Source organism: Microbispora rosea (assembly GCF_044460045.1).
GTDB lineage: Bacteria > Actinomycetota > Actinomycetes > Streptosporangiales > Streptosporangiaceae > Microbispora > Microbispora rosea.
This window is the reverse complement of record NZ_JBITJO010000013.1, coordinates 41,621-67,727: the sequence shown is the minus strand read 5'-3', so window position 1 is coordinate 67,727 and position 26,107 is coordinate 41,621. Positions and strand designations below refer to the sequence as shown.

Sequence of the window (26,107 nt, the reverse complement as noted above, 5' to 3'; positions counted from 1 at the left end):
ATTCCTTGAGGTCAGAGCACCTTGCTGAGGAAGGCGCGCGTACGGTCGTGCCCCGGCCGGTCGAGCACCTGCCCGGGCGGGCCGTGCTCGACGATCTGACCGGCGTCCATGAAGACCACGGTGTCGGCGACCTCGCGGGCGAAACCGATCTCGTGGGTAACGACGATCATGGTGGTGCCGCCGCGGGCGAGCGCCTTCATCACTTCCAGCACCTCGCCCACCAGTTCGGGGTCGAGTGCCGAGGTGGGCTCGTCGAACAGCACGACCTTGGGCCGCAGCGCCAGGGCGCGGGCGATCGCGACGCGTTGCTGCTGCCCCCCGGACAGCTGCCGCGGATAGGCGTCGGCCTTGCCGGACAGGCCCACCTGCTCCAGCAGCTCGGTCGTCAGCGCCTCGACCTCGTCGCGCGGGCGGCCCTGGGCCGAGACGGGGGCCTCGGTCACGTTCTCTCTGACGGTGAGGTGAGGGAACAGGTGGAAGTTCTGGAAGACGAAGCCGATCTGGGTGCGCCGGCGCAGGATGTCGCGTTCCCGCAGTTCGTAGAGCCGGTCTCCGGACCGCCGATAGCCGACGAACTCGCCGTCGATGGCGACGTACCCGCGGTCGATCTTCTCCAGGTGGTTGATGCTGCGCAGCAGCGTGGACTTGCCCGACCCGGAAGGACCGATGATCACCGTCACCTCGCCGGGCTGGACCTTCAGGTCCACCCCGCGCAGGACCTCCAGCGAGCCGTAGGTCTTGTGCACCCCGTGTACGTCGACCATGGGGGTGCTCATCGCCGCTCGCCTCCGCCCCAGGCCGGGCGCTGCCGCCGGGCGGCCCGCCGTACGGAGAGGATCCGGCGCACCCGCTGCGCGGGCGTGGGCGACAACGCCCGCGCGAGGCCCCGGCCGAACCTGCGTTCCACGTAGTGCTGCACGCCCGACAGCACCGTGGTGAGGACGAGATACCAGATCGCGGCCACCAGCAGCATCGCTATCACCCGGCCGTTGCGGTTGTAGATCACCTGAACCTGGTAGAAGAGCTCGGGCAGCGCCATGATGTAGACGACCGAGGTGCCCTTGACCAGGCCGATGATCTCGTTTCCCGCCGCCGGGACGATCGACCGCATGGCCTGCGGAAGCTGGATCCGGAAGATCTGCCTGGCCCTCGGGATGCCGAGCGCGGCGGCCGCCTCAAGCTGACCGGGGTCGACCGAGAGGAAGCCTCCTCGCACGATCTCCGCGGCGTACGCCGCCTGGTGCAGCGCCAGGCCGAGCGCGGCGGCCGTCACCGGTCCGATCAGGTCCATCGAGTCGACGGAGAAGAACGCGGGTCCGAACGGCACCCCGAACGAGATCTGCTTGTACAGGGCGGCGAGGTTGTACCAGAACAGCAGTTGCAGGATGAGCGGCACCGAGCGGAACAGCCACACGTAGCCCCAGGCCGCCGACGCGAGCAGCGGGACGCGGGACAGCCGCATCAGCGCGAGCACGGTGCCCAGCAGGAATCCGAGCACGATGCCGAGCGCGGTCAGCTCCACGGTGAACAGCACCGCGTGCAGCACCGAGGGATGGAACAGGTACGCGCCGACGACCGGCCAGTCCCAGGCCGGATTGGTGACCAGCGCGTTGACCGCCATCGCCAGCAGCACCGCCACCACGACGCCGGCGATCCAGCGTCCCGGATGACGCGCCTTGACGACGGTCAGGGAGCCGGCGGACTCCGCCGCCGTCTCCTCCAGCACGGCGGGCGCGCTCATCGCGCCTCCGTGGCATCGGATAAGTGGACGTGATCGAGCGCGAGGGGCTCGGCAGTCATGGATCAACCCTCCCGGCGGCCGCGCTGATCGCGGCCGTCCGACATGCCTCCATCTTCAGCACGGACGAGCAATACCGTCAAGACCTACTTGTTTAGTAGGTTTTTGCATAGGATGCGTCCGCATGAGGACGAGCGACAGGAGGTCCGATGCCGAAGGACTGCGTGTTCCCCCCCGCGCGGTGGCGCCGGCGGCGGCGATCGCGACGAGACGGCCATGGAGGTGGGCGCGTGAGCACCGGCCACGACGACACGTCCCGAGGAGGGCCGCGATGAGCGACCAGCGCCTTTTGGACAATCCCGCGTGGGCGTCGCTGACCGGTCCGCACGCGCGCTTCGCCGAACGGTACGGCGGCGCGGTGCGCTACCCGGACGACGTGTCCCCGTTCTTCGCGCTGCCCGACGACCCCGGGCCCGCGGACTGGAACGACCTCGCCGTGCTCGCGGGGCCCGGAGCGACGGTCGCGGTCACCGGAGACGCCGCCGCGGCGCCGGTCGGGTGGGAGGTGGTCGCCCACGGCGGGGGCGTGCAACTGGTCGGCGACGACGTGGTCCCCGCACGCGACGACGAGGCGGTCCGTCTGCGGGCGGCGGACGTGCCGGAGATGCTGGACCTCGTCGCGCGCACGCAGCCGGGCCCGTTCCGGCCGCGCACCATCGAGATGGGCGCCTATCTGGGTATCCGCCGCGGCGGCAGGCTGGTCGCGATGGCCGGGGAGCGGCTGCACCCGCCCGGCTGGACGGAGATCAGCGCGGTCTGCACCGATCCGGCCTTCCGCCGACAGGGCCTGGCGTCACGCCTGGTACCGGCCGTCGCCGCCGGCATCCGCGCCCGCGGCGAGACCCCGTTCCTGCACGCCGCCGCGAGCAACACCACGGCAATCCGGATGTACGAGGCGCTCGGCTTCCGTCTCCGGAGGCGGACGACGTTCGCCACCCTCCGCGTGCCCGCCGACGTACCGGTCGCCTGAGTGAGGAGTCCCCGTGACCAAGCAGATCCATCTCGCCGCGCACTTCCCCGGCGTGAACAACACCACGGTCTGGTCCGACCCCGCGTCGGGCAGTCAGATCGACTTCGACTCGTTCCGCCACCTGGGCCAGACGGCCGAACGCGGGAAGTTCGACTTCTTCTTCCTGGCGGAAGGACTGCGACTGCGCGAGGCGAAGGGACGCATCCACGACCTGGACGTCGTGGGACGCCCGGAGTCGCTCACGGTCCTTTCCGCCCTGGCCGCCGTCACCACCCACCTGGGGCTCGCCGCGACCGTGAACTCCACCTTCAACGAGCCGTACGAGGTGGCGCGACGGCTGGCCACGCTCGACCACCTGAGCGGCGGCCGGGCCGCGTGGAACGTGGTGACCAGCTTCGACGCCTTCACCGGGGAGAACTTCCGCCGGGGCGGCTTCCTGGCCGAGGCCGACCGGTACACCCGGGCGAAGGAGTTCCTGCAGACCGCCAGGGAGCTGTGGGACTCGTGGGCGACGGACGGGGTGGCCGCCGATCCGGAGTCAGGGCGGTTCCTGCGGCCCGGCGGCGTCGCGCCCTTCCGGCACCAGGGCCGGCACTTCGACATCTCCGGGCTGTTCAACGTGCCGCGGGGCCCGCAGGGCCACCCGGTGATCATCCAGGCCGGCGACTCGGACGAGGGCCGCGAGTTCGCCGCGTCCTCGGCCGACGTGATCTTCAGCAGGCACAGCAAGCTGGAGGAGGGCCGCGCCTTCTACCGTGACGTCAAGCGCAGGCTCGCCGCCTACGGACGGCGGCCGGAGGAGCTGAAAATCCTCCCCGCCGTGACGTACGTGCTCGGCGACACCGAGGCCGAGGCCGCCGAGCGGGCCGCCGAGATCCGCCGTGCGCAGGTCGGCCCGCAGACGGCGCTCTATTTCCTGGAGGCCGTGTGGGGCCGCGACCTGTCGGGATACGACCCGGACGGCCCGCTGCCCGACGTCGAGCCGAACCTGGACGAGGGCGTGTCCAGGGGCCATGCGGCATTCCGCCGCGACCGCGGCGAGCTGGTGGCCAAGTGGCGCACCCTCGCCGAGGAGAAGAACCTGTCGATCCGCGAGCTCGCCATCGAGGTCTCCGCGCCGCAGACCTTCATCGGCACGCCGCGGTCGGTCGCCGACGAGATCGACCACTTCGTGCAGGCCGACGCGGCCGACGGCTTCATCTTCGTCCCTCACCTGACGCCGGGCGGGCTGGACGACCTGGTCGACAAGGTCGTCCCCCTGTTGCAGGAGAAGGGCGTGTTCCGGGCCGACTACGCCGGGCCCACCCTCCGCGACCACCTCGGCCTCGCCCCCCGCACTCAGAACCGCACCGAGGAGACCTCATGACCCTGCATCTCGCCGTCGCGCTCGACGGGGCCGGCTGGCACCCGGCCGCGTGGCGGGCCGAAGGCGCGCGACCGGACCTGCTGTTCACCCCCGGATACTGGGCCGAGCTCGTCGCGGAGGCGGAGCGCGGCCTGCTCGACTTCGTCACCTTCGAAGACGCGCTCGGCCTGCAGTCCTCCCACCTCGACGAGCCCGACGGGCGCCTCGACCAGGTGCGCGGACGCCTCGACGCGGTGCTGATCGCCTCGCGGGTGGCTCCGCTGTCCTCGCGGATCGGCCTCGTGCCGACCACGAGCACGACCCACACCGAGCCGTTCCACGTCGCGATCGGCATCGCCTCGCTCGACCACGTCAGCCACGGCAGGGCCGGCTGGCGACCCCAGATCTCCGGCCGTCCCGACCACGTGGCGCACTTCGGCCGCCGCCCTCCGTTCCCGCCGCAGGACTACTCCCGCGACCGGCGTCCCGTCTTCGGCGACCACGTGCAGGGCCTGTTCGCCGAGGCCGCCGACGCGGTCGAGGTGGTCCGCCGCCTGTGGGACAGCTGGGAGGACGACGCCGAGATCCGCGACGTCGCGACCGGCCGCTTCGTCGACCGCGACAAGCTCCACTACATCGACTTCCGTGGCGAGTTCTTCAGCGTGAAGGGCCCCTCGATCACGCCGCGCTCCCCGCAGGGCCAGCCGCTGGTCACCTCGCTGGCCCACGACAGGCTGCCGTACGAGTTCGCGGCCCGATCCTCCGACGTCGTGTACGTCACGCCGCGCGACCGGGAGGACGCGACGGCGATCGTCGAGAGCGTCCGGGCGGCGGAAGCGACGGTGGGACGCACCGAGCCGCCGTTGCGGATCTTCGCGGATCTGGTGGTCTTCCTCGACGCCCGCGACGCGGCCGGGCGGAAGGCCAGGCTGGACGACCTCGACGGCGCCGAACACAACTGGGACGCCCATGTCTTCACCGGCACCCCCGAGGAGCTCGCCGGGCTGCTGCTGGAGTGGCGGGAGGCGGGGCTGGAGGGATTCCGGCTCCGGCCGGGCGTGCTGCCGCACGACCTCGTGGCGATCACCCGTGGTCTGGTGCCCGCCCTGCAGAACGCGGGCGCGTTCCGGACGGCGTACGACACGGTGGACCTGCGCGGGCGGCTCGGCTTGGCCCGTCCCGTCAGCCGCTACGCGGCATGACTCCGCGTGGGGGCGAGCCGGCGCGGACCGCTCGCCCCTCACGCGGGATCATCCGGACGGCCCCCGTCAGCCCCGTGCCGCGAGGCGATACCAAAGGGCGGCCATGACGAGCAGGGCGGCGACCAGCGCGCCGCACGCCCAGGCGAACACCGACGAGATGCCCTCGGCGAGACCGTCCGTGCCGAGCGGGATCAGCATGGCGGCCAGGCCGAGCGAACCCCCGATGGTGAGCGCGGTCTGCAGCAGCCCGGCGGCGACACCCGCGTACTCGGCGGGTGCGGTGGTCAGGACGATCATGTTGAGAGGGATGATCGCCATACCGACGCCCAGTCCCATGACGACGAGGGCCGGAAGCACGTCGGCGGCGTAGGCGCTGCCGCCGTCGAGACGGGTCAGCCAGGCCGTTCCGGCGAGTACCACCGACAGGCCGAGCAGCGCACGGGTTTTGAGACCGACCGCGGCGATGCGGGCGGTGAGGATCTGCGTGCTGACGAGCAGCGCCAGGCCGAACGGCAGGATCGCCAGGCCGCTGCGCAGCGCGTCGAAGTGGAGCACCCCCTGGAGATACTGCACCAGGTAGATCAGGAAGCCGGTGAGGACCGCCGCGAGCAGCAGCAGTCCGGCGAAGGCGCCGGCCCGCTCCCGGCCCGCCAGGACGGCGAGGGGCAGCAGCGGCTCGGCGGCGCGCCGGTCCACCAGGAGCAGCACCCCGGCCAGCACGACCGCGGCGCCGAGTGCGGCCGCCGTCCAGGGGTCGCCCCAGCCCTTCTCGGCGGCGCGCACGAGGCCGTACACGGCGGCGGTGACGGCGGCGGCGCTCAGCAGCGCGCTGCGCATGCCAGGAACACGGGGCAGGCCGAGGGCGCGCGATCGGGTCGCCTCGTCGCGCACGGTGAGCTCCCCGACGGTGAGCGCCCGGACGGCGAGCGCGATGACGGCCAGCCCGATCGGCACGTTGACCAGCAGGCTCCAGCGCCAGTCCCCCGCCCAGGTCAGCACGCCGCCCAGCACCATGCCGGCGGAGGCGCCGAGACCGGTCACGGTGGAGTAGAGCCCGAAGGCCCGCTGCCGCCGCTCGCCCCGGAAGACGATCGCGAGCAGCGCCAGGCCGGTGGGGCCGGCGACGGCGGCGCCGGCGCCCTGCAGGACCCGGCCCGCGAGCAGCGCCTGCACGTTCGGCGCGAGCCCGGCGACCAGCGACGCCACCACGATCAGCCCGACCCCGGCGAGGAACACCCTCCGGTGCCCGAGGGCGTCGCCGAGGCGGCCGGCGAACAGCAGGAGCCCGCCGAAGGCGAGGAGGAATCCGTTCGGCACCCACGATCCCCCGGTCACGGACAGGCCGAGGTCGGACTGCAGCGCCGGGAGCGCGACGTTCACGATCGTGCCGTCGAGCTGGAGCATGAACTCGGCGCCGACGATCGCCGCGAGCGCGAGGGCCCACGCGCGGTCACGGCCTTCTCCCGGCGAGCCGGCCGAGACGTCGCCGGTCGCGGTGGTGCTGTCTGTGCTCATGGAACCTCCACGGTCCGTTCGAGAGAGCCAAGACGAGGAACCCTCAGGTTAAGCGGCGGAATTATCCTGAGGCAGCCTCAGTTTGATGGTCAAGATTCAAGATGAGGTAACCTCAGGATGTCAAGCGGGAGGTACCGGTGGACGGCAAGCCCTACATCGCCCAGCGCCCGAAGCGCGCGGACGGCCGGCGCAACTACGACGCCATCCTCGCCGCCGCGCGGAAGGCGTTCGAGACCTCGGGCGCGGACGCCTCGCTGGAGGACATCGCGAGCCAGGCGGGTGTCGCCATCGGCACCCTGTATCGGCACTTCCCCACGCGCGCCTCGCTGGTGGAGGCCGCCACCCGCGACGGCCTGGAGAACCTCGTCGCCCACGCGCAACGGCTGGCCGCAGGGCCGGATCCCCTCGACGCGCTGACCGAGTGGATGCGCGAGGCCGTCGTGCACTTCAGCACCTTCCGGGGCCTGGTCGGCATCCTCACCCGGAGCATGTACGACGAGGGCACCCCCTCCCACGCCATGTGCGCCGCGATGCACCGAAGCGGCGCCGACCTGCTGCGCGCCGCCCAGGCGGCGGGCAGGGTGCGGCCCGACCTCACGACCGAGGAGCTGTTCGACCTCCTCAGCGGCGCGGCGTGGGTGCGCGAGCAGGCCGCCTCCGGCGGAGACAGCAGCCCACGATTCCTGCAACTGGTGCTGGAGGGCATCACCACCCGCGAAGACTGATCCTTCCGCCGCACCGCCCGTCCGGCGGGTGCCCGGCACCGCCGGCCGTTCACCCGGGGAGCGGGGGCACGGCCGCCAGCAACTCCCTCGTGTACGCGTGCCGGGGGTGATGGAAGACCTCGCCGGCGTCCCCCTCCTCCACGACACGGCCGTCCTTCATCACCAGGACCCGGTCGCTCAGGTGGCGGACGACGCTCAGGTCGTGGGAGATGAACAGCAGCGCCGTTCCGTCCTCGGCCTGGATCTCGGCCAGCAGGCCGAGCACCTGGGCCTGGATGGACACGTCGAGCGCGGAGACGGGCTCGTCGCAGATCAGCACCTCGGGCCGGGACGCGAGCGCGCGGGCGATGGCCACGCGCTGCCGCTGGCCGCCCGACAGCTCGCGCGGACGCCGGCCGAGTAGTTCGGGCGGCAGCCCGACCCGGCCCAGCAGTTCGACCGCGCGCTCCCTGCGCCGCCTCCTCGGCAGCGCGGAGAGCGGGTCGGCGACCAGGCGGCCCACCGTGTGGCGCGGGTCGAAGGAGTCCAGCGGGTTCTGCGCGATCACCTGGACGGCCGGGCGGAGGGGGCGCCTCCGCCTCTCGGGCAGGCCGCTCCACGGGCCTCCGCGCAGGCTCACCTCGCCCGCGTCCGGCGTGAGCAGGCCGAGGGCCAGCCGCGCGAGGGTCGTCTTGCCCGACCCCGACTCGCCGACGACGCCGAGCGTCTCCCCCGCGTACAGGCGGAAGGAGACGCCGTCCACGGCCCTGCGCGAGCCGTACGCGACCGACAGCCCTGTGGCGGCGAGCACGGGACCACGCGGAGCCGGAGGGTCGTCCGGCCGGCGCGGCACGGCGGACACGGAGGACACCGAGGACACCGAGGACACCGAGGACACCGAGGACACGGAAGACGTGGAAGACGTGGAAGACGTGGAAGACGTGGAAGACGTGGAAGGCCGAGGGGCGGAGGGCACGGCGGCCAGCAGGGCACGGGTGTAGTCGTGCCGCGGCGTCGTCAGCACCTCCCGTGCCGGGCCCTCCTCGACCAGCAGGCCGTCCTTCATGACCAGGACGCGGTCGGCGACCGCGGCCACCACGGCGAGGTCATGACTGATCATCAGCAGCGCCGTCCCTGCCGCCTTCCGCTCCGCGAGCAGCCGCAGGATCTGGGCCTGCACGGTCACGTCGAGGGCGGTCGTGGGCTCGTCAGCGATGATCAACTCGGGCTCCGCGGCGATCGCGGAGGCGATCAGGGCCCGCTGCCGCAGCCCGCCGGAGAGCTGGTGCGGGTGCTGCCGCACGCGCGTCTCCGGGTCCGGGACGCCCACGGCCTCCAGCAGTGCCCGTACGCGCTCCGGGCGGGCCCGGCGGGGCACCACGTCATGCTCGGCCAGCACTTCGGCGATCTCGGCCCCCACGGTGCGCAGCGGGTCGAGCGAGACCAGGGCGTCCTGCAGGACCAGCCCGGCGAACCGGCCGCGCACGCGGCGCCACTCGCGCGGGCCGAAGGTCAGCGCGTCCCCGCCGCCGACGCGGAAGACCGACGCCCGCACCTTCGCGCCCGGGCCCGCCAGGCCGATGAGCGCGCGGGCCGTGACGCTCTTGCCCGACCCCGACTCCCCGACCAGGGCGACGCACTCCCCCGGCGCGATCGACAGCGACACCCCGCGTACGGCCTCGACACCGGACGCGGGAAAGGAGACCCGCAGGTCCTCCACCGCGACGAGCGGCGGAGCGGCAGAGGGACCGGGTGCGGCGGCGGGGCCGGGTGCGGCGCCGGCCCGGGTGATCGCGAGCTCCGTCATGGTGTCCTTCCCTCGAAACGCCGCTGAAAGTGCCGCCCGGCCACCGTCAGGCACACGACCGACAGGGTGAGGGCCACTCCCGGAGAGAAGGCCACCCACGAAGCCACACGCAGGTAGTCGCGCGACTCGGCCAGCATGGTGCCCCACTCAGGGGCGGGCGGCTGGGGACCCATGCCGAGGAAGCTGAGGCCGGATGTGGCGATGACGGCCTGGCCGAGCCCCATCGTGGCCAGCACAGGGACGGGCCCGACGACGTTGGGCAGCACGTGCCGGGCCACGATGCGGGCCCGCGAGTGCCCGAAGGTCACCGCCTGCTCGACGTAGCCGGAGCGGCGCACGACGAACGCCTGCGCCCGGACGACCCGCGCGTACGTGGGGATCTGGGCGATCCCGATGGCGGCGACGACGTTCCACGTGCCGGGGCCCGTGATCGCGATCACGAGGAGCGCGAGCAGCAGCTCGGGAAAGGTCGACAGCACGTCGAACAGGCGGGCCAGCGCCTCACCGGCCAGGCGGGTCGCCAGCCCGGCGGCCAGGCCGAGCAGCGAGCCCGCGCCCACCGCGAGCGCGGTGGCGAGGACCCCGATGCCGAGCGAGTGGCGGGCGCCGTACACGACACGGGCGAACACGTCCCTGCCGAGATGGTCGGTGCCGAGCGGATGTCCCGCGCCGGGCGGGGCCAGCGCCCGCAGCGGGTCGGCCGCCAGCGGGTCGACCCGGGTGACCAGGCCGGGCGCCGCCACGGCGACGACCAGGACGGCCAGGACGAGCAGGGCGAGGACGAGACCGGGACGCGTCCGGACGCCCGGCCTCGGGACGGGTGCGGCGACGGCCATCACGCGCTCCTGAGCCGGGGGTCGATGAGCCGGTAGGCGAGGTCGAGCAGGGCGCTGATCGTCACGTACACCGCCGCCGACAGGATGACGACGGCCATCACGACCGGCATGTCCTTGGCGCTGACGGCCTGCATGGTCACCCGGCCGAGCCCGGGCCGGCCGAAGAGTGTCTCGGTGATGACGGCCCCGCCGAGCAGGACGCCGGTGAACCAGCCGGTGAGGGTGACGGCGGGAAGGAGGGCGTGCCGCAGCGCGTGCCGGGCCACCACGGCGCGCTCGCCGAGGCCGCGCGCGCGTGCCGTCACCGCGAACGGCTGCTCGAGCGCGCGTTCCAGGCCCTCCCTGAGCACCTGTCCGAGCACGCCGGCGACGGGCAGGCCGAGCGCCAGCGCGGGCAGGACGAGCGCCTGCGGGTCGGCCGCGCCCGAGACGGGGAACCAGCCGAGCGAGAAGGAGAACACGAACAGCAGCACGATGCCGATCACGAACTGGGGCACCGACACCGCCACCAGCTCGGCCACGGAGACGATCCGGCGCGGCCAGACCGACCTGCCCGCCGTCGCCACCGCCAGGACGAGCGCCAGCACCACGCCGACCGCGGCGGCCGTCAGGGTCAGCCGCACCGTCGGGCCCACCTGCCCGGCCAGCACCTCGGCGACGTCGCGCTGCAACTGGTAGGAACGGCCGAGGTCGCCGTGCAGCAGGCGGCCGAGATAGCTCAGGTAACGCACGGCATCGGGCCGGTCCAGCCCCCACTCGGCCACGATCTGCGCGCGGATCTCCGGCGTGTCGGCGCCGTCGCCGACGAGGATGTCGACGGTGTCCCCGGGCGCCAGCAGCAGGGCCGCGTACGCGGTCGTGGCGGCAGCCCACAGCACGGCCACGGCCGAGACGAGCCTGCGCACCGGCGTGCCCAGCCAGGCAGGCGCGCGCAGCCCCGGAAGTCGCCGCCGCGCCGGAGGCCGGGTCGCGGGCGGCTCGGCGGGCGTCGCCGTCGTGGGCCGCCGGGCCGGCAGCGCCGCCGTCATGCGGCGATCCGCACGTCGTAGAGGCCGCGCGGCGTGCCGGAGACGGGGTCGAATCCGAGGCCCTGCACGTTCCTGCTCGCGGCGATCTGGTCGGACGGCACGTAGACGGGGAAGACGACCGCCTCGTCGGTCACCACCTTCCGCTGGACCTCGGCGTACAGCGCCTTGCGTTCCGAGGGGTCGGAGCTCGCCGACGCCTTCGCGAGCCAGTCGTCCAGCTCGGCGTCCTCGTAGTGACTGCGGTTGATGGCCCCGCCCTTCGGCAGGATGAGGTTGAGCGCGGCCCCGGCGTCGGAGTCGCCGCGCGAGTTCTCGAAGATCTCGTACTCGTCCTCGTCGTACGCCTTCTGCGCCGTGCCCTGGTCCACGATCCTCACCTGGAAGTCGATGCCCGCCGTCTGCTTGACCTGCGCCTGGATCGCCTGGGCCAGAATGTCCCTGCGGTCGCGGACGAACGGCGCCGACGCCACCGAGCGGACCGACAGCCGCTTGCCGTCCTTGGTCCGATAGCCTTCGGCGTCGCGCCCGGTCCAGCCCGCCGCGTCGAGTAGCGCGTTCGCCTCGGCGGCGTCCCCGCCGTACGTCCTCTCCAGCGACGGGTCGTAGAAGGGGCTGGTGTCGGCGACGACGCTCCAGGCCCGCTTGGCGGTGCCCTGGTAGACGGACGCCAGCACGGCGTCGACGTCTACGGCCTCCCGGAACGCCTGCCGCACGCGTCTGTCGTCGAAGGGCGGGTGGGAGGTGTTGAAGTAGTAGGAGAACGACGTGCCGGAGTTGAGCGCCGACTGGAAGGACAACGCGGGGTCGCCCTTGACCGACTGGACGTCGGTGGCCGGGACGCCCTCGACGACCTGGACCTGCCCGGAGGTGAGCGCGCCGACGCGGACGGCCGCCTGCGGCAGGAAGCGATAGGTGACCTCCGACAGGTACGCAGGTCCCTGGTGGGCGCTGCCCTGCGGCGCCCAGTCGTAGCGGGGGTTGCGTCGATAGTGGGCCTCCTGGCCCCGCACGTAGCGGTCGAGGACGAACGGGCCGGTCCCGACCACGTCCGGACCACCGGCCTTGAGGTCCTTGGCCTCCCTGAGAGACTTCGGGGACACCTGCCCGGCGTACGGCGAGGCGAGGAAGTCGAGGAACAGCCCGTCAGGCTCCGTCAAGGTGATCTTCAGGGTGGTGGGCGAGAGCACCTCGGCCTTGTCGAGGGCGTGCAACTGGATGGCGGCGACCGCCGGGTTGTAACCGGGCTCGCGCAGCTTGTCCAGGTTCGCCTTCACCGCCGCCGCGTCGAACTTCGTGCCGTCCTGGAAGGTGACGTCGTCGCGCAACTCCAGGGTGTAGGTGCGACCGTCGTCCGAGACCTTCCACGACCGGGCGAGCCAGGGGACGAACGACCCGTCCTCACCGTACGCGAGGAGCGCGTCGAACTGGTTGAACACCAGCAGCCTGGCCTTGTTCTGCGCCCACAGATGAGGGTTGAACGTGATGGGCTCCGTCTCGACGGCCCACGTGAGAGAGGTGCCACCCGACTGCGCGGCGGGCGTCTGGGACCCGCACGCGGCCAGGGCCGCGACGAGGACGAGGGGCAGCGCGCCCCTGATGGCCTTCACAGTGATCCTCCTGCTCTGCCCGCGTGCAGCGCCCCGGCGTGCCACGCCTCCGCGAGCAGCTCGTAGGAGCGCACCCGGTCGGCGTGCCCATGCGTGATCGTGGTGATCAGCAGCTCGTCGGCGCCCGTGACCCGCTGGAGCACGCGCAGCCGCTCCGCGACCGTCTCCGGCGAGCCCGCGAACTGCGTGTCCACGCGGTCGGCCACCAGTTCCCTGTCGGCCTCGCTCCAGACGTGCGCGTCCGCCTCCCCCGGCGTCGGGTAGGGGATCGCCCCCTGGCCCGTACGGATGGCGCGCACCCAGAGGCCGTACGGTTTGGCCAGCTCCCTGGCCGTCGCGTCGTCCTCGGCCACGACCACGTCGGCGGAGACGACGACGTACGGCTCGGACAGCACCTTGGAGGGGGTGAACGCCTCCCGGTAGGCCTCCACGGCCTCCAGCACCGACGCCGGGCTGACGTGATAGTTGGCGGCGAACGGCAGCCCGCGCTCCCCCGCCACCTTCGCGCTCTGCCCGCCGCTGCTGCCGAGGATCCACAGCTCCACCTCGGCGCCCTCACCCGGCACGGCATGCACCGCGATTCCGCCGGGCGACCGGTAGGTACCCTCCAGGAAGGCGACGACCTCGTCGACCTGCTCGGCGAAGTCGGGGGTCCGTGCGCCCGGCTGCTGCAGCAGCGCCGCCTGGAGGGCGAGCTGCGGAGAGCGAGCCAGCTCGGCGAAGGAGAACGCGGGCGGGATCAGCAGCCCGTCCACCACGCGGGACTCGCGGGGCGCCGCTGTCCGGGCGGCCTGAGGAGCTTGCGCGGCCTGAGGGATCTGGGCGGATTGGGGCGTCCGGGCGGGTTGGAGCGACTGGGGAACCTCCGCCACGATCTCTGCCCTGCGCTGCCCGGAACGGCCCAGCCCGAGGTCGATCCGGCCCGGATGGAGCGCGTCGACGAGGCCGAACTGCTCGACCACCGCGACAGGCGTCTGGTGGCCGAGTTGCACCGCGCCCGAGCCCACCCTGATGTGGTTCGTCGCGGCCGCGATGAGGCCGATGAGCACCGCCGGCGCCGAGCTCGCGACACCGGCCGCGAAGTGGTGCTCGGCCACCCAGTAACGGAGGTACCCGAGACGCTCGGCGTGGCGCGCGAGGTCGATGCTGTTGCGCAACGCGTCTCCCGCGCCGCTGCCGGACGGGATCGGGGACAGATCGAGGATCGACAGGGGAACCGGCCGGCTGACCGGCTGCGCTGTGCTGACCGACCGTGCTGTGCTGACTGACCGTGCTGTGCTCACTGACTGCGCTGTGGATTGTGCTGTCGGCTCGGGGACGCTCATGCCGGCGCTCCGGTGCTCGTGACGGTGCTCTGACGGGTCTCGGCGCTCTGGTCGGTCTCGGTGCTGTGGTTGGTCACGGCGGTGTTCTGTTGAGCCACAGTGCTCCGGCGGGTCACGGCGCCTTCCTGCCGGGTCGCGCCGGCGCTCTGCGGAACCACCGGCACGGCGGGGAACGGCCTGCTCGGGATCTCCTTGCGCAGCACGGGGGCGACGTCGCTCTGGAACAGCTCCAGCGCCTCCCGGTGCTGCGCCCGGGTCAGGCCGTCGGCGTCCGCGCTGATGTGCATGACCTCGTGGCCGAGCCGCTCGTGGTAGCGCAGGACCTTGTCGATGATCTGCTGGGGGCTGCCGACGAGGATCGAGCCGCGTTCGACGGCGTCCTCCAGTGAGTCGAAGACCGGCTCCACGCCCGACTTGCGGAACAGCGCCACGCGCGCGTCGTAGATCGGGCGGTAGGTGGCGATCGCCTCCTGGGAGGTGCGCGCCGCATAGAAGCCGGCGCTGCCCGCACCCACCAGCGCGCCGGCCGGGTCGTGCCCGTAGTGCGCCCACCGTTCGCGGTAGTGGTCGACCAGCTCGGCGTACGGCTCGACAGGGTTGGTGACGTTCGCCGAGAACAGCGGATCGCCGTAGCGGGCGGCCAAGTCGACCGAGTCCTTGCTGGTGGCGCTGCCGTGCCAGACCCGGATCGGCCGCTGCAGGGGGCGCGGCCAGGTCTCCGCGTCCGTGAGGGACGGCCGGAACCGGCCCTCCCAGGTGACCCTGTCCTCCCGCCAGAGCCTGCGGAACAGTTCGTACGCCTCCCGGTTGCGGTCCCACTGGTCCTCGGGGGTGACGTGGAAGAGCCGCGCCTGGGCCGACCCGTTCCCCTTGCCGATGATCAGCTCCAGCCGGCCGTCCGACAGGTGGTCGAGCGTCGCGTAGTCCTCGTACGCCCGCACGGGGTCGAGCAGGCTGAGCGTGGTCACCGCGGTGAACAGCCGGATGCGGGAGGTCAGGGCGGCGATGTGGCTGAGCACGACCGGCGGCGACGAGGAGATGAAGGGCCGCTCGTGCCGTTCTCCCACCCCGAAGCCGTCGAAGCCCAGTTCCTCGGCGAGTACGGCGCTGTCCACGACGTCGCGGAACCGCTCGGTGGTGGACCTGGTCTCGCCGGTCAGCGGGTCGGGGCCGTGCGCGATGAGGGTGATGGCGAGGAATTTCACGTGGTCGCATACCTCTCGAAGGGGCGCTTTACCTACTAACTATGTAGGAAAAGCATGCTTTGTCAACGGCCGGGGAGAAGTCCGCCGTCCCCCGGATCCCCGGGCCCACACCGGCCGGCGCCCCGACGCGGACCGGTGGCAGGATGCTTGCGGTAGTGGTCACGGCGGTCACGGTGCGCGAGAGGCCCGCCGGACCGAGGGACAGCCGAAGGAGGCCGATGAGCCGGAAGAACCATCGCATCGCCGTGCTCGTGCTGGAGGGCGCGAAACCGCTCGACGTCGGCATCCCCGCACAGGTGTTCTCCAACCGGCCGAGCATGCCGTACGAAGTCCGGGTGTGCGGAGCCGCGCCCGGGCTGGTGACCGGCGGCGACGGCCTCTCCTATCACGTGGCCGAGGGCCTCGACGCCTTCGAACAGGCCGACACCATCTTCATCCCCGGCTACCGCGAGCCCGCGACCACGGAACCGCCGGCCACGGTCGTCGGCGCGCTCATGGCCGCCCGCGAGCGCGGAACCCGGCTCGCGGCCATCTCGACCGGGGCGTTCGCGCTGGCGGCGACGGGCCTGCTCGACGGCAAGCGGGCGACGACCCACTGGCACTACACGAAGGCCCTCGCCGACAGGCATCCCCTCGTGCGGGTGGACGAGAACGTGCTCTTCGTGGACGAGGGCGACGTGCTGACGTCGGCGGGCGCGGCGTCCGGCATCGACCTGTGCCTGCACCTGGTGCGGCGCGACCACGGCGTCGGGCTGTCCAACCATGTGGCGAGACGGCTGGTGGCGGCGCCCTATCGCAGCGGGGGCCAGGCACAGTACGTTCCCCGCAGCGTCCCCGAGCCGCTCGGCGACCTGTTCGCGAACACGCGCGAGTGGGCCCTGGCGCACCTGTCGGAACGGCTGACCCTGGAGACCCTCGCCCGTCACGCGCGGGTGTCGCCGCGCACCTTCTCCCGGCGGTTTGTGGAGGACACCGGCTACACCCCGATGCAGTGGGTGCTCAGGGCGCGCGTGGACCTGGCTCGCGAGCTGCTCGAACGCAGCGATCTGGGCGTGGAGCAGATCGCCGACCGGGTCGGGCTCGGCACCGGCGCCAACCTGCGCCTGCATTTTCAGCGCATCCTCGGCACCTCCCCCACCGAGTATCGCCACACCTTCTCCGCCTGAGCTTCCACACCTTCCCTCGTACGGGAGGATGTGGCGAGATCCTTGCGGACGGTGGCGAAACTTCTGGCTGGATCCTTGCGTACGCTGTCGTTCGAGCCACTGTCGGCCCGGCATCCGGATGGCGATCATGGAGCCCGGAACGAAAGGAACGCCCATGACTCGCATCGCCGTCAACGGATTCGGCCGCATCGGACGCAACACCCTCCGCGCCCTGCTCGAACGTGACAGCGACCTCGAAGTGGTCGCCGTCAACGACCTCACCGCCCCCGAAGCCCTCGCGCACCTGCTGAAGTACGACAGCGCGCTCGGCCGTCTCGGCCGCTCCGTCGAGGTGGACGGCACCACGCTGGTGGTCGACGGCCGCCGCATCGCGGTGCTCGCCGAACGCGAGCCCGCCAAGCTGCCCTGGGCCGAGCTCGGCGTCGACATCGTGCTGGAGTCCACCGGCCGCTTCACCGCGGCGAGCGCCGCCCGCGCGCACATCGACGCGGGCGCCAGGCGCGTGCTGGTCAGCGCTCCCTCCGACGGCGCCGACGTCACGCTCGCCTTCGGCGTGAACACCGAGACGTACGACCCCGCCCGGCATGTGATCGTCTCGAACGCCTCGTGCACCACGAACGCGCTGGCTCCGCTGGCGTCGGTGCTGGACGACCTGGCCGGCATCGAGCACGGCTTCATGACCACTGTGCACGCCTACACCCAGGAGCAGAACCTCCAGGACGGCCCGCACCGCGACCTGCGCCGCGCCCGCGCGGCCGGCGTGAACATCGTGCCCACCACCACGGGGGCCGCCAAGGCCATCGGCCTCGTGCTGCCCAACCTCGACGGCAAGCTGTCGGGCGACTCGATCCGCGTGCCGGTCCCGGTGGGTTCGATCGTGGAGCTGAACACCGCCGTCTCGCGGGAGGTCACCCGCGACGAGGTGCTCGCGGCCTACCGCGCCGCCGCCGACAGCAGGCTCAAGGGCATCCTCGAGTACGCGGACGAGCCGCTGGTCTCCAGCGACATCACCGGACAGCCGGCGTCGGCGATCTTCGACTCCGCCCTCACCCGCGTCGAGGGCAGGCACGTCAAGGTCGTGGCCTGGTACGACAACGAGTGGGGTTTCTCGAACCGGGTCGTCGACACGCTGGAACTGCTCGCGCGCGACTGAGCCGGCCGCGCGCGGCTCACATCGTGAGCTGGTGCTGCCGCCCGGTGCACCACTCGACCAGCAGCACCGTGGCGTCGTCCTGCAGGTGGCCGCGCTGGTAGACGAGGATCGAGCGGATCAGGCGGCGCAGGGTCTCCGGGGCGGAGACGCCGTCGATCTCCCGCCGGATGACGAAGTCGGCGAAGCGCTCCAGCCCGAACCTCTCCCCGTCCGGGGTCTGCGCCTCGATGATGCCGTCGGTGTAGAACAGCAGCCGGTCGCCGGGCTCGAGCTGACGGCGTGCGAGCACGGCGGCCGGGCTCAGGCGCAGGCCCATCGGGGTGTCCGGCGGACTGTCCAGCACGCACGCCACCCGCCCCTGCCGCAGGACGAGCGGCGGCGGATGGCCCCGGTTCACCCAGGTCAGCCATCCGGTGCGGAGATCCAGATCGGCGAGGACCCCGGTCGCGAAGCGTGAGGCGTCGAACTCCCCGGCGATCGCCTCGTCGATCGCGTCGCTGACCTCGAGCAGCCCGGCCCGGCGCCGGCGGCGGTTGTTGCGGTAGGCGCTCAGGGCGATGGCCGCGGTCAGCCCGGCGGAGGTGTCGTGCCCCATGGCGTCGAAGATCCCGAGGTGGAGGGTGTCGCCGTCGAGGGCGTAGTCGAAGGCGTCCCCGCCGACGCGGTAGGCCGGCTCCAGCGCCGCGCTCACCGTCATCGTGTCGGTCGCGAAGTTCCTGACGGGCAGCAGCGTCCACAGCATCTCGGCCGACAGGTGCATCTCCTCGGTCCGGATCAGCCGCGCGAAGGCGTCGCTGTAGGCCCGTTTGCTCACCACCAGCAGCGCGACCAGGCTGCCCAGCTCGGTCGCGATCCGCTTGGTGGCCGCGTCGACCGCGGGCACGGTCACGCCGAGCACCCCGACCCGTTCTGCGCCGTTCAGCATCGGCACCCACAGCCGCCGTGGCCCCTCGCTGCCGAGCGGTTCCGCGGCTTCGCCGACGTACGGGTCGACGGTGGGGCGCGCCTGGACGATCTCCAGGTTGCGGAAGGCGTGCCCCGCCAGGGTCGAGTCGATGGCGACGCGGTTCAGCGGCTCGCCGTACGCGTCGCGCTGCCCCGGCAGCGGCACGAGGTAAAGCGGCCGCAGGCTGGCCACGTAGATCATGACTTCGGCGTAGCCGAGCGGCCTGACGTGCTCGATGACGGAGGACGCCAGGTCGTCCAGGGGCGTCAGATGATGGTCCCGCACCAGGCCGCCCCAGATGCGCCCGGTGTCAGGGCGCCCGTTCACCAGCCGCCCCCTGCTGCACACCTTGCTGCCCTTGGCCGGTCTCCGGGCGGAAAGATCGCCGGCAGGGTCCGCATCCGACGGGGGTGCGGACCCCAGACCCTCGACGGCACATTCCCGACGCTACCCCAGCCCGCCGCAGAGCCGACGTGCGGGACATCCGCAGGCCAGGGATCGCGCTCGCCGCCTCCGGCCGCGGCGGCCTCCAGGCCTCGCCGCACGATCGTGACGTGGGGTTTTACCCGTTATATGGGAGACTGAGCGGCTGTGACCCCCGTGCTCGACCTCGTCGGAATCTTCGTATTCGCCCTGTCCGGCGCGCTTGAGGGCGTACGCAAACGGTTCGATGCGGTCGGCATCGCGGTGCTCGCGTTCTTCACGGCCGTCGGCGGCGGCATCGTGCGCGATCTGTTCATCGGCGTGCAGCCCGCCGCGCTGCGGGACACGGGATATCTCCTCGTGCCGATCGCGGCCGCCGTCATCGCGTTCTTCTGGCATCGCCAGGTCGAGCGGGCGATGCCCGGGGTGCTGGTCTTCGACGCGGCGGGCCTGGGCCTGTTCTGCGCGGTCGGGACGTCCAAGGCGCTGTACTACGGCCTCGCGCCGATGCACGCCGTGTTCCTCGGGGTCTGCTCGGCGGTCGGCGGCGGCGTCATCAGAGACGTCCTGTCCGGCGAGAAACCGACCCTGCTCTACGACCGGGAGCTCTACGCGGTGCCGGCGATGCTCGGCTCGACGATGATGGCCGTGCTGTACGCGCTGGGGGTGCGGGGGTTCGCCGCCACCCTGTCCTCGGCGGTGGTCGCCTTCGCGTTCCGCATCCTCGCCATGCGGTACCGCTGGCGCGCACCCCTGGCCAGAGGCGTCACCGCCAGGGAGTGAGCGGCTCGAAGGAGGGCGAGGACGAGGGCGGCACCGGCCACGACGCGGCCGGCTGCTCCGGCGCCGGCCCTGAGCTCCCGTCTCGCGTTCTACCGTGGTCTCGTTTCCACTGCCGGGCCGTGCAGGCCGTGACGCCGGGAGTAGCGATGGGTGACGTGCGGGTGGAGATCGAGGGACCGATCACCACGATCTGGATGGACCGGCCGGACCGGCGCAACGCCGTCGACCGGGCCATGGCCGGAGAGCTGCGGGCGGCGTTCGAGGAGTTCGAGGCCGACCCGGACCAGCGGGTGGCGATCCTGGCCGGCAGCGGCGGCACCTTCTGCGCGGGCGCCGACCTGACCGCGGCCGGGGACCCCGAGCGGCGCAACGAGCTGGACCCCGAGGGAGGCGGCGGCGGCCCGATGGGACCGACCCGGATGCTGCTGGGCAAGCCGCTGATCGCCGCGATCGGCGGATACGCCGTCGCGGGCGGCCTGGAGCTCGCGCTGCTGGCCGACCTGCGGATCGTCGAGTCCGACGCGGTGCTGGGGGTGTTCTGCCGCCGCTGGGGGGTGCCGCTCATCGACGGCGGCACGGTCCGGCTGCCGCGGATCGTCGGCCTGGGCCGCGCCCTCGACATGATCCTCACCGGCCGCCCGGTGCGGGCCGAGGAAGCCCTCGCGATCGGGCTGGCCAACCGGGTCGTCGAGCCGGGCCAGGCGGTCGCGGCGGCCCGTGAGCTGGCCGGGCAGATCGCGGCGTTCCCCTTCGACTGCGTCCTGGCCGACCGGGCCTCCACCTACGCCGCCCTGGACCTGCCCCTGGCCGAGGCGTTGCGCGCCGAGGGGGCGGCGGGCGTTCCGATCGTGGAGCGCGAGGGCGTGGCCGGCGCCGCCCGCTTCGCCGCCGGGGCCGGACGCCACGGAGTCTTCCCCGCTCATCCCTCCGGCCCGGGGCCGGCGTAGGCGCGGCCGAGAGCGCGGCGATCGGATGCCGCAGGGCCTCCGGGCGAGTCCGGAGGCCCTGTGTACGCGCTGCTCTATCGGAAGCGGCGCAGTCTGAGGCTGTTGCTGACGACGAAGACGCTGGAGAACGCCATCGCCGCTCCGGCGATCATGGGGTTGAGCAGTCCCGCGGCGGCCAGCGGCAGGGCCGCGACGTTGTACGCGAACGCCCAGAACAGGTTTCCCTTGATCGTGCCCAGCGTGCGCCGCGACAGCCGGATCGCATCGGCCGCCACCCGCAGATCCCCGCGCACCAACGTCAGATCCGCCGCCTCGATGGCCACGTCGGTGCCCGTGCCCATGGCCAGCCCCAGATCGGCCTGGGCCAGCGCCGCGGCGTCGTTGACCCCGTCCCCGACCATCGCGACCGTCTTGCCCTCGGCCTGCAACCGCTTGACCACGTCGACCTTGCCGGCTGGCAGCACCTCGGCGATCACCTCGTCGATGCCCACCTGCGCGGCGACCACCTCCGCGACCGCCCGGTTGTCGCCGGTCAGCAGCACCGGCGTCAACCCCAGCGCCCGCAGATCGGCGATGGCCTGGGCGCTGGTGGGCTTGACCACGTCGGCCACCACCAGCACCGCCCGCGCGACGCCGTCCCAGCCGACCGCCACCGCCGTACGGCCGGCGGCCTGCGCCTGCTCCAGCGCCCGCACGAGGTCGGCGGGCAGGTGCTGGGACCACTCCTCCAACAGGCGGGGCCGCCCCACCAGCACGGCATGGCCGTCCACGATCCCCTGGACGCCGAGGCCCTCGACGTTGGCGAAGTCCTGCGGGGCGGGCAACTGGCCCACCCGCTCGGCCGCGCCCCGGGCGATCGCCTGCGCGATCGGATGCTCGGAGGCGTGCTCCAGGGCCCCGGCCATACGCAGCACCTCCTCGGGGTCCTGCCCGTCGGCGGGGTGGACCTCGACGAGGGTCATCCTGCCCTCGGTGACGGTGCCGGTCTTGTCCAGCACGACCGTGTCGATTGCCCGGGTCGACTCCAGCACCTCCGGCCCCTTGATCAAAATGCCGAGCTGCGCGCCGCGGCCGGTCCCGACCAGCAACGCCGTCGGCGTGGCCAGCCCCAGCGCACACGGGCAGGCGATGATCAGCACCGCCACCGCGGCGGTGAACGCCGCCCCGGCCCCCTCACCCGTGCCGAGCCAGTACCCCAGCGTGGCCACCGACAGCGCGATGACGATCGGGACGAAGATCCCGGAGATGCGGTCGGCCAGGCGCTGCACCTGCGCCTTGCCCGTCTGCGCCTCCTCCACCAGCCGCGCCATCTGCGCCAGCTGGGTGTCGGAGCCGACCCGGGTGGCCCGCACCACCAGCCGCCCGCCCGCGTTCACCGTCGCCCCCGTGACCGCGTCGCCGGGCCGCACCTCGACCGGGACCGACTCGCCGGTGAGCATCGAGGCGTCGACCGCCGAGCTGCCCTCCTCGACCACTCCGTCGGTGGCGATCTTCTCTCCCGGCCGCACCACGAACAGGTCGCCGACTCTCAGCTCCCCGACGGGGATGCGCACCTCGCGGCCGTCGCGCAGCACCGCCACGTCCTTGACGCCCAGCTCCAGCAGGGCGCGTAGCGCCGCACCGGCCCGCCGCTTGGACCGCGCCTCGAAATACCGCCCGGCCAGGATGAACGCGGTCACCCCGGCGGCGGCCTCCAGGTAGATGTTGCCCGCACCGTCACTGCGGGTGATGGTCAGGTCGAACCCGTGGGTCATCCCGGGCACCCCAGCGTCACCCAGGAACAGCGCCCACAGCGACCAGCCCAGCGCGGCGATCGTGCCGAGCGACACCAGGGTGTCCATCGTGGCGGCGCCGTGACGCAGGTTGGTCCAGGCGGCCTTGTGGAAGGGCAGCCCGCCGTGCACCACGACGGGGGCGGCGAGCGTCAGCGACAGCCACTGCCAGTAGGTGAACTGCAGGGCGGGGATCATCGCCAGCGCGATCACCGGCACCGCGAGCACCACCGACACCAGCAGCCGCGTCCGCAGCGGAGCGAGCTCGTCTCCCGGCTCATCACCCGCCTGCTCGGCCGTGGGCGGCTCGGGCAGCCTGGCCGTGTAGCCGGCCTTCTCCACCTCCGCCACCAGCAGATGGGGATCCAGTTCAGCGGGGAAGGTCACCTTGGCCTTCTCCGTGGCGTAGTTCACCGTGGCCGTGACCCCGTCCAGCTTGTTCAGCTTGCGCTCGATCCTGTTCGCACACGACGCGCAGGTCATGCCGCCGATCGAAAGCTCGACCGCGCCGGACGGCCGGTCACCGGTTATGGAGGCCATCGTTCCTCCTTTCCGCGTCATGCTCGCTGTCAGTGGCCGGAGTGGGAGTGTTCGGATCCGTGGTCCGCCGTGGCGGTGGGGACCGCCGCCCCCGACGGTTGCTCCGCCCGTACGGTGAAGGCGGCGGTGTGCACGGCTCCGTCGTGCTGGAAGTCGAGGAAGAGCCGGTAGTCGCCGCGGCTGGGGACCTCGGCGTAGAAGGTGATGCCGGGACCGGCGGGGGTGACGCCGTCACCCGGAGCGCCGTCGGGGTGCACGTGCAGGTAGGCGAGGTCGCCCACGCGCAGCGCGACCAGATGCCCGTACGCCCCGAGGTAGGGCTGCAGGTCGGTCACGGGCTTGCCGTCCTTGCTGATCTCGGCGGTGAGCCCGCCGGCCGCACCCGGTGTGAGCGTGCCGTCGAGCCGCACAGTGTATCCGTCGACCGTCGCCGTACGGCTCGGCGCGGGCAGGGCCCGGGGCGCGTAGTCGCCGGGGGCGTACAGGTCGGTGCCGAGAGTCAGGCCTTCCGCGCCCTGGGGGACGAAGTCCGCGAACACCCGATAGGCGCCGGCGTCGGGCAGCGTCAGCGGCACCGACCAGATTCCCTCGCCCGACAACTCGGGGTGCAGGTGCCGGAAGACGACTCCATCCCGGCTGACCACGATGAGATGGAGCTTCTTGTCGTGCTGGGTCTCGTAGGCGGTCACCGGGCGGCCGTCGGGGCCGTCCACGGTGAACCGGAAGTCGGTCTGAGTCCCGGGGGTGACGGTCGCGGTCCGCGGGGTGAGGGTGTAGCCGTTCTGGGACACCTGGAGTCCTCCCGGCACGTGTTCCGTCGTCTGCGTGGCCGGTGGAGGGGTCGTGTGGTCCCCATGGCTGTTCTTCGCGGGCGCCGGTCCGGTCGCGCCGACGGCGCCGCCGACGCCGAACGCCCCTGCGAAGACCACGGCGAGACCGAGGACATACGTGCCCAGGCGGGCCGGCGTGTTCATTGCTTGTCCACCACTTCATATCCGGCCTCCTCGACGGCGGCCCTGATCGTGGCCGTGTCGAGGGGGCTGTCGCTCTCGACTGTCACAAGCCCCGTGGCCAGCTCGACCTCGACACCGGTGACACCGGGCACCTCGCCGATCTCCTCCTTCACCGAGCTGACGCAGTGTCCGCAGGTCATACCGGTGACGGTGTAGATGGCAGTGGTCATGACGCTTCTCCTCTGTGATAACCGATCAGGAACGGACGAGACGGGCGACGGCCTCGGAGGCTTCCTTGATCTTTACGTCGGCCTCGGTGCCGCCCTTGGCGACGGCCTCGGCGACGCAGTGCGCCATGTGCTCGTCCAGCAGTTCCAGGGCGAACGCCTGGAGCGCTCTGTTGGCGGCCGAGACCTGGGTGAGGATGTCGATGCAGTACTTGTCCTCGTCGACCATCCGCTGCAGTCCGCGGACCTGCCCCTCGATCCGGCGCAGCCGCCTGAGGTGGTCTTCCTTGGTCCCCGTGTATCCGGCCATCTCCCCGCCTCGCTCTACTGAGATCCTCCCCTGTATCTAACACCTTACCCCCCTAGGGTATTTCGCGGGCCCACCTCACCAGGGGATGGGCCCGGTCGGTGGGACCTAGACCTGCGCTGCCTGGGCGTCCGCGGCGACGGGCGCCGGCGACGCGCGTTTGCGCATGAGCAGCAGCGTCAGCACGGCTCCCGCCGCGGCCACGAAGGCCGCACCCGCGAAGGCGGCCTGGAAGCCGTCGGTGAGCGCGGCGGGGCCGTCCGCTGCGGCCGCTCCCCCACCCGCGGCGAGCGCGGTCATCACGGCCAGGCCGAGGGCCGAGCCGATCTGATAGGTCGTGTTGACGATGCCCGAGGCCAGCCCGCTCTCCTCGGGCCGAGCACCGGACATCGCCGACATCATCGCCGGGATGTAGACCAGGGACATGCCGACCGCGGCGACCAGCGAGGCGGGCAGCACGTCGGCGGCGAAGGTCCCGTCCGGTCTGACCAGGGACAGCCCGGCCACCCCTGCCGCCAGCACGGCGAGCCCGATGACGATCAGCGGCTTGGCGCCGAACCTGCCGAGCAGCCGGGCGGTGATCCCGATCATGAAGATCATGATCGCGATCGTCATGGGAAGCAGGGCCGCTCCGCTGGGGAAGGCGCTGTAGCCGAGGACCTGCTGCAGATAGAGGTTGAGGAAGTACCACATCGGGATCCAGGCCGCGCCCAGCAGCGCCATCGCCAGATTGGCGACGGCCAGCCCGGGGGTGCGCCAGATCCGCAGCGGCATGAGCGGCTCCCGGATCACACGCTGCACGATCAGGAACAGCGCGAGCAGCACAGCCGCCCCCGCCAGTTCCAGCAGCGTGGCGGCCGACCCCCAGCCCTGGTCCGGTGCCCGCACGATGGCGAACACGGCCAGGGCGATCCCGGCGGTGACGGCGAGGCCGCCGAGCACGTCGACCGACCCGCGCCGACCGGCCACCGCGGGCAGCAGTGCGGGCACGGCCAGCAGAGTGGCCACGCCGATGGGGATGTAGACGATGAAGACCCACGGCCAGCTCAGATACTCGGTGACGACCCCGCCGAGGAACACCCCCGCGGTGCCTCCGGCCGGCGCCGCGGCGCCGTACAGGGCCATGGCCTTGCCGAGCTCCCGCGGATCGTGCGAGAAGAGCATCATGAGCAGGGTCATCGAGGCCGGGGCGATGAGCGCGCCGCCGACGCCCTGCACACCACGGCCCAGGATCTCCATCCAGGGGCCGCTCGCCGCGGCGGCGACGACCGACCCGGCGATCAGGACGAGCCAGCCGACGGTGAAGATCCTGCGGGCGCCGAACAGGTCGGACAGACGGCCCCCGAGCAACAGCAGCCCGCCGAAGGCGATGACGTAGGCGTTGAAGACCCACTGCAGCGCGTCCGGAGAGAAACCCAGATCGCGCTGCATGTCCGGTAAGGCGACACCGATGATCGAGGTGTCCATGATGACCATGAACTGCGCGGCGGCGAGCACGACCAGTGCCCGCCACCTACGCGGATTGACGGCGTTCATTGCCGCACTCCT

At 72.2% G+C, this 26,107-nt stretch carries 23 protein-coding genes; 8 read left to right on the top strand and 15 right to left on the bottom strand.

What is annotated here, in order from left to right; all coding sequences use genetic code 11:
* Positions 1-11: 11 nt before the first annotated feature.
* Together ACIBK1_RS35950 and ACIBK1_RS35945 are read right to left on the bottom strand one after the other, a co-directional pair.
* A complete protein-coding gene (locus ACIBK1_RS35950) occupies positions 12-776 on the bottom strand; it encodes an amino acid ABC transporter ATP-binding protein (protein WP_396740107.1) in 765 nt (254 codons plus the stop codon).
* The gene (locus ACIBK1_RS35945) at positions 773-1,741 is read right to left on the bottom strand and encodes an amino acid ABC transporter permease (RefSeq protein WP_030511534.1); all 969 of its coding nucleotides are present in this window, start codon (positions 1,739-1,741) and stop codon (positions 773-775) included. The genes ACIBK1_RS35950 and ACIBK1_RS35945 overlap by 4 nt, the downstream gene beginning before the upstream one ends.
* A gap of 328 nt (positions 1,742-2,069) precedes the next feature.
* Here ACIBK1_RS35945 and ACIBK1_RS35940 point away from each other — a divergent pair, with 328 nt between their 5' ends.
* From ACIBK1_RS35940 to ACIBK1_RS35930, 3 genes are read left to right on the top strand one after another with little or no spacing between them, the layout of a single operon-like run.
* Entirely contained in the window at positions 2,070-2,768 is a 699-nt protein-coding gene (locus ACIBK1_RS35940) for a GNAT family N-acetyltransferase (RefSeq protein ID WP_396740106.1), read from the top strand.
* A gap of 13 nt (positions 2,769-2,781) precedes the next feature.
* On the top strand, positions 2,782-4,134 hold the full coding sequence (locus ACIBK1_RS35935) for an NtaA/DmoA family FMN-dependent monooxygenase (protein ID WP_396740105.1): 1,353 nt from the start codon (positions 2,782-2,784) through the stop codon (positions 4,132-4,134).
* Positions 4,131-5,315, top strand: coding sequence for an LLM class flavin-dependent oxidoreductase (locus tag ACIBK1_RS35930; RefSeq protein WP_030511531.1), 1,185 nt, complete (start codon positions 4,131-4,133; stop codon positions 5,313-5,315). Before ACIBK1_RS35935 ends, ACIBK1_RS35930 begins: the two co-directional genes overlap by 4 nt.
* Positions 5,316-5,381: 66 nt before the next feature.
* Here ACIBK1_RS35930 and ACIBK1_RS35925 read toward each other — a convergent pair whose 3' ends face one another.
* A complete protein-coding gene (locus ACIBK1_RS35925) occupies positions 5,382-6,830 on the bottom strand; it encodes an MFS transporter (protein ID WP_396740104.1) in 1,449 nt (482 codons plus the stop codon).
* Between the two features lie 137 nt (positions 6,831-6,967).
* Between ACIBK1_RS35925 and ACIBK1_RS35920 the strand changes: the two genes are divergently transcribed.
* On the top strand, positions 6,968-7,555 hold the full coding sequence (locus tag ACIBK1_RS35920) for a TetR/AcrR family transcriptional regulator (protein WP_396740103.1): 588 nt from the start codon (positions 6,968-6,970) through the stop codon (positions 7,553-7,555).
* A gap of 49 nt (positions 7,556-7,604) precedes the next feature.
* Here the strand turns inward: ACIBK1_RS35920 and ACIBK1_RS35915 are convergent, their stop codons facing one another.
* From ACIBK1_RS35915 to ACIBK1_RS35890, 6 genes are all read right to left on the bottom strand, one after another.
* Positions 7,605-9,341 carry a dipeptide ABC transporter ATP-binding protein gene (locus ACIBK1_RS35915; protein ID WP_396740102.1) on the bottom strand — a complete coding sequence of 579 codons (1,737 nt, stop codon included), beginning with the start codon at positions 9,339-9,341 and terminating at the stop codon, positions 7,605-7,607.
* A complete protein-coding gene (locus tag ACIBK1_RS35910; protein WP_396740101.1) occupies positions 9,338-10,177 on the bottom strand; it encodes an ABC transporter permease in 840 nt (279 codons plus the stop codon). The genes ACIBK1_RS35915 and ACIBK1_RS35910 overlap by 4 nt, the downstream gene beginning before the upstream one ends.
* Positions 10,177-11,205, bottom strand: coding sequence for an ABC transporter permease (locus ACIBK1_RS35905; RefSeq protein ID WP_076442324.1), 1,029 nt, complete (start codon positions 11,203-11,205; stop codon positions 10,177-10,179). Before ACIBK1_RS35905 ends, ACIBK1_RS35910 begins: the two co-directional genes overlap by 1 nt.
* Positions 11,202-12,812, bottom strand: a complete 1,611-nt coding sequence (locus tag ACIBK1_RS35900; RefSeq protein WP_036408688.1) for an ABC transporter substrate-binding protein — start codon at positions 12,810-12,812, stop codon at positions 11,202-11,204. Before ACIBK1_RS35900 ends, ACIBK1_RS35905 begins: the two co-directional genes overlap by 4 nt.
* Positions 12,809-14,023, bottom strand: a complete 1,215-nt coding sequence (locus tag ACIBK1_RS35895) for an MsnO8 family LLM class oxidoreductase (protein WP_396740210.1) — start codon at positions 14,021-14,023, stop codon at positions 12,809-12,811. The genes ACIBK1_RS35900 and ACIBK1_RS35895 overlap by 4 nt, the downstream gene beginning before the upstream one ends.
* Positions 14,024-14,133: 110 nt before the next feature.
* Complete coding sequence (locus tag ACIBK1_RS35890) at positions 14,134-15,342, bottom strand: LLM class flavin-dependent oxidoreductase (RefSeq protein WP_396740100.1); 1,209 nt, start codon at positions 15,340-15,342, stop codon at positions 14,134-14,136.
* A gap of 218 nt (positions 15,343-15,560) precedes the next feature.
* Here ACIBK1_RS35890 and ACIBK1_RS35885 point away from each other — a divergent pair, with 218 nt between their 5' ends.
* The gene (locus ACIBK1_RS35885; protein WP_030511522.1) at positions 15,561-16,508 is read left to right on the top strand and encodes a GlxA family transcriptional regulator; all 948 of its coding nucleotides are present in this window, start codon (positions 15,561-15,563) and stop codon (positions 16,506-16,508) included.
* 154 nt (positions 16,509-16,662) lie between these two features.
* Positions 16,663-17,661: a type I glyceraldehyde-3-phosphate dehydrogenase gene (gene gap / locus ACIBK1_RS35880; protein WP_396740099.1), complete on the top strand. Its 999-nt coding sequence runs from the start codon at positions 16,663-16,665 to the stop codon at positions 17,659-17,661.
* A gap of 16 nt (positions 17,662-17,677) precedes the next feature.
* Here the strand turns inward: gap and ACIBK1_RS35875 are convergent, their stop codons facing one another.
* Positions 17,678-18,934: a PP2C family protein-serine/threonine phosphatase gene (locus ACIBK1_RS35875; RefSeq protein WP_396740098.1), complete on the bottom strand. Its 1,257-nt coding sequence runs from the start codon at positions 18,932-18,934 to the stop codon at positions 17,678-17,680.
* A 264-nt stretch (positions 18,935-19,198) separates the two neighbouring features.
* On the opposite strand from ACIBK1_RS35875, the gene ACIBK1_RS35870 reads away from it, so the two are divergent.
* Together ACIBK1_RS35870 and ACIBK1_RS35865 are read left to right on the top strand one after the other, a co-directional pair.
* Positions 19,199-19,813 (top strand): trimeric intracellular cation channel family protein, encoded by a 615-nt coding sequence (locus tag ACIBK1_RS35870; protein ID WP_363425690.1) that lies wholly within the window; start codon positions 19,199-19,201, stop codon positions 19,811-19,813.
* Positions 19,814-19,959: 146 nt separating this feature from the next.
* Positions 19,960-20,760 (top strand): crotonase/enoyl-CoA hydratase family protein, encoded by an 801-nt coding sequence (locus tag ACIBK1_RS35865; protein ID WP_030511518.1) that lies wholly within the window; start codon positions 19,960-19,962, stop codon positions 20,758-20,760.
* Positions 20,761-20,834: 74 nt separating this feature from the next.
* On the opposite strand, the gene ACIBK1_RS35860 is transcribed toward ACIBK1_RS35865, so the two are convergent.
* The 5 genes from ACIBK1_RS35860 to ACIBK1_RS35840 form a co-directional block, all read right to left on the bottom strand.
* Positions 20,835-23,072, bottom strand: coding sequence for a heavy metal translocating P-type ATPase (locus ACIBK1_RS35860; RefSeq protein ID WP_396740097.1), 2,238 nt, complete (start codon positions 23,070-23,072; stop codon positions 20,835-20,837).
* A gap of 29 nt (positions 23,073-23,101) precedes the next feature.
* A complete protein-coding gene (locus tag ACIBK1_RS35855; RefSeq protein WP_396740096.1) occupies positions 23,102-24,046 on the bottom strand; it encodes a hypothetical protein in 945 nt (314 codons plus the stop codon).
* Positions 24,043-24,255 (bottom strand): heavy-metal-associated domain-containing protein, encoded by a 213-nt coding sequence (locus ACIBK1_RS35850; RefSeq protein WP_030511515.1) that lies wholly within the window; start codon positions 24,253-24,255, stop codon positions 24,043-24,045. Before ACIBK1_RS35850 ends, ACIBK1_RS35855 begins: the two co-directional genes overlap by 4 nt.
* Positions 24,256-24,280: 25 nt before the next feature.
* Positions 24,281-24,562 (bottom strand): metal-sensitive transcriptional regulator, encoded by a 282-nt coding sequence (locus tag ACIBK1_RS35845; RefSeq protein WP_030511514.1) that lies wholly within the window; start codon positions 24,560-24,562, stop codon positions 24,281-24,283.
* 105 nt (positions 24,563-24,667) lie between these two features.
* Entirely contained in the window at positions 24,668-26,095 is a 1,428-nt protein-coding gene (locus tag ACIBK1_RS35840) for an MFS transporter (protein ID WP_396740095.1), read from the bottom strand.
* Positions 26,096-26,107: the final 12 nt, after the last annotated feature.

Bases quoted from the DNA above. Each gene is read 5' to 3' on its own strand.
- ACIBK1_RS35950 (WP_396740107.1), bottom strand. From the start codon at position 776: ATGAGCACCCCCATGGTCGACGTACACGGGGTGCACAAGACCTACGGC.
- ACIBK1_RS35945 (WP_030511534.1), bottom strand. From the start codon at position 1,741: ATGAGCGCGCCCGCCGTGCTGGAGGAGACGGCGGCGGAGTCCGCCGGC.
- ACIBK1_RS35940 (WP_396740106.1), top strand. From the start codon at position 2,070: ATGAGCGACCAGCGCCTTTTGGACAATCCCGCGTGGGCGTCGCTGACC.
- ACIBK1_RS35930 (WP_030511531.1), top strand. From the start codon at position 4,131: ATGACCCTGCATCTCGCCGTCGCGCTCGACGGGGCCGGCTGGCACCCG.
- ACIBK1_RS35925 (WP_396740104.1), bottom strand. From the start codon at position 6,830: ATGAGCACAGACAGCACCACCGCGACCGGCGACGTCTCGGCCGGCTCG.
- ACIBK1_RS35915 (WP_396740102.1), bottom strand. From the start codon at position 9,341: ATGACGGAGCTCGCGATCACCCGGGCCGGCGCCGCACCCGGCCCCGCC.
- ACIBK1_RS35910 (WP_396740101.1), bottom strand. From the start codon at position 10,177: ATGGCCGTCGCCGCACCCGTCCCGAGGCCGGGCGTCCGGACGCGTCCC.
- ACIBK1_RS35905 (WP_076442324.1), bottom strand. From the start codon at position 11,205: ATGACGGCGGCGCTGCCGGCCCGGCGGCCCACGACGGCGACGCCCGCC.
- ACIBK1_RS35885 (WP_030511522.1), top strand. From the start codon at position 15,561: ATGAGCCGGAAGAACCATCGCATCGCCGTGCTCGTGCTGGAGGGCGCG.
- gap (WP_396740099.1), top strand. From the start codon at position 16,663: ATGACTCGCATCGCCGTCAACGGATTCGGCCGCATCGGACGCAACACC.
- ACIBK1_RS35865 (WP_030511518.1), top strand. From the start codon at position 19,960: ATGGGTGACGTGCGGGTGGAGATCGAGGGACCGATCACCACGATCTGG.
- ACIBK1_RS35860 (WP_396740097.1), bottom strand. From the start codon at position 23,072: ATGGCCTCCATAACCGGTGACCGGCCGTCCGGCGCGGTCGAGCTTTCG.
- ACIBK1_RS35855 (WP_396740096.1), bottom strand. From the start codon at position 24,046: ATGAACACGCCGGCCCGCCTGGGCACGTATGTCCTCGGTCTCGCCGTG.
- ACIBK1_RS35850 (WP_030511515.1), bottom strand. From the start codon at position 24,255: ATGACCACTGCCATCTACACCGTCACCGGTATGACCTGCGGACACTGC.
- ACIBK1_RS35845 (WP_030511514.1), bottom strand. From the start codon at position 24,562: ATGGCCGGATACACGGGGACCAAGGAAGACCACCTCAGGCGGCTGCGC.
- ACIBK1_RS35840 (WP_396740095.1), bottom strand. From the start codon at position 26,095: ATGAACGCCGTCAATCCGCGTAGGTGGCGGGCACTGGTCGTGCTCGCC.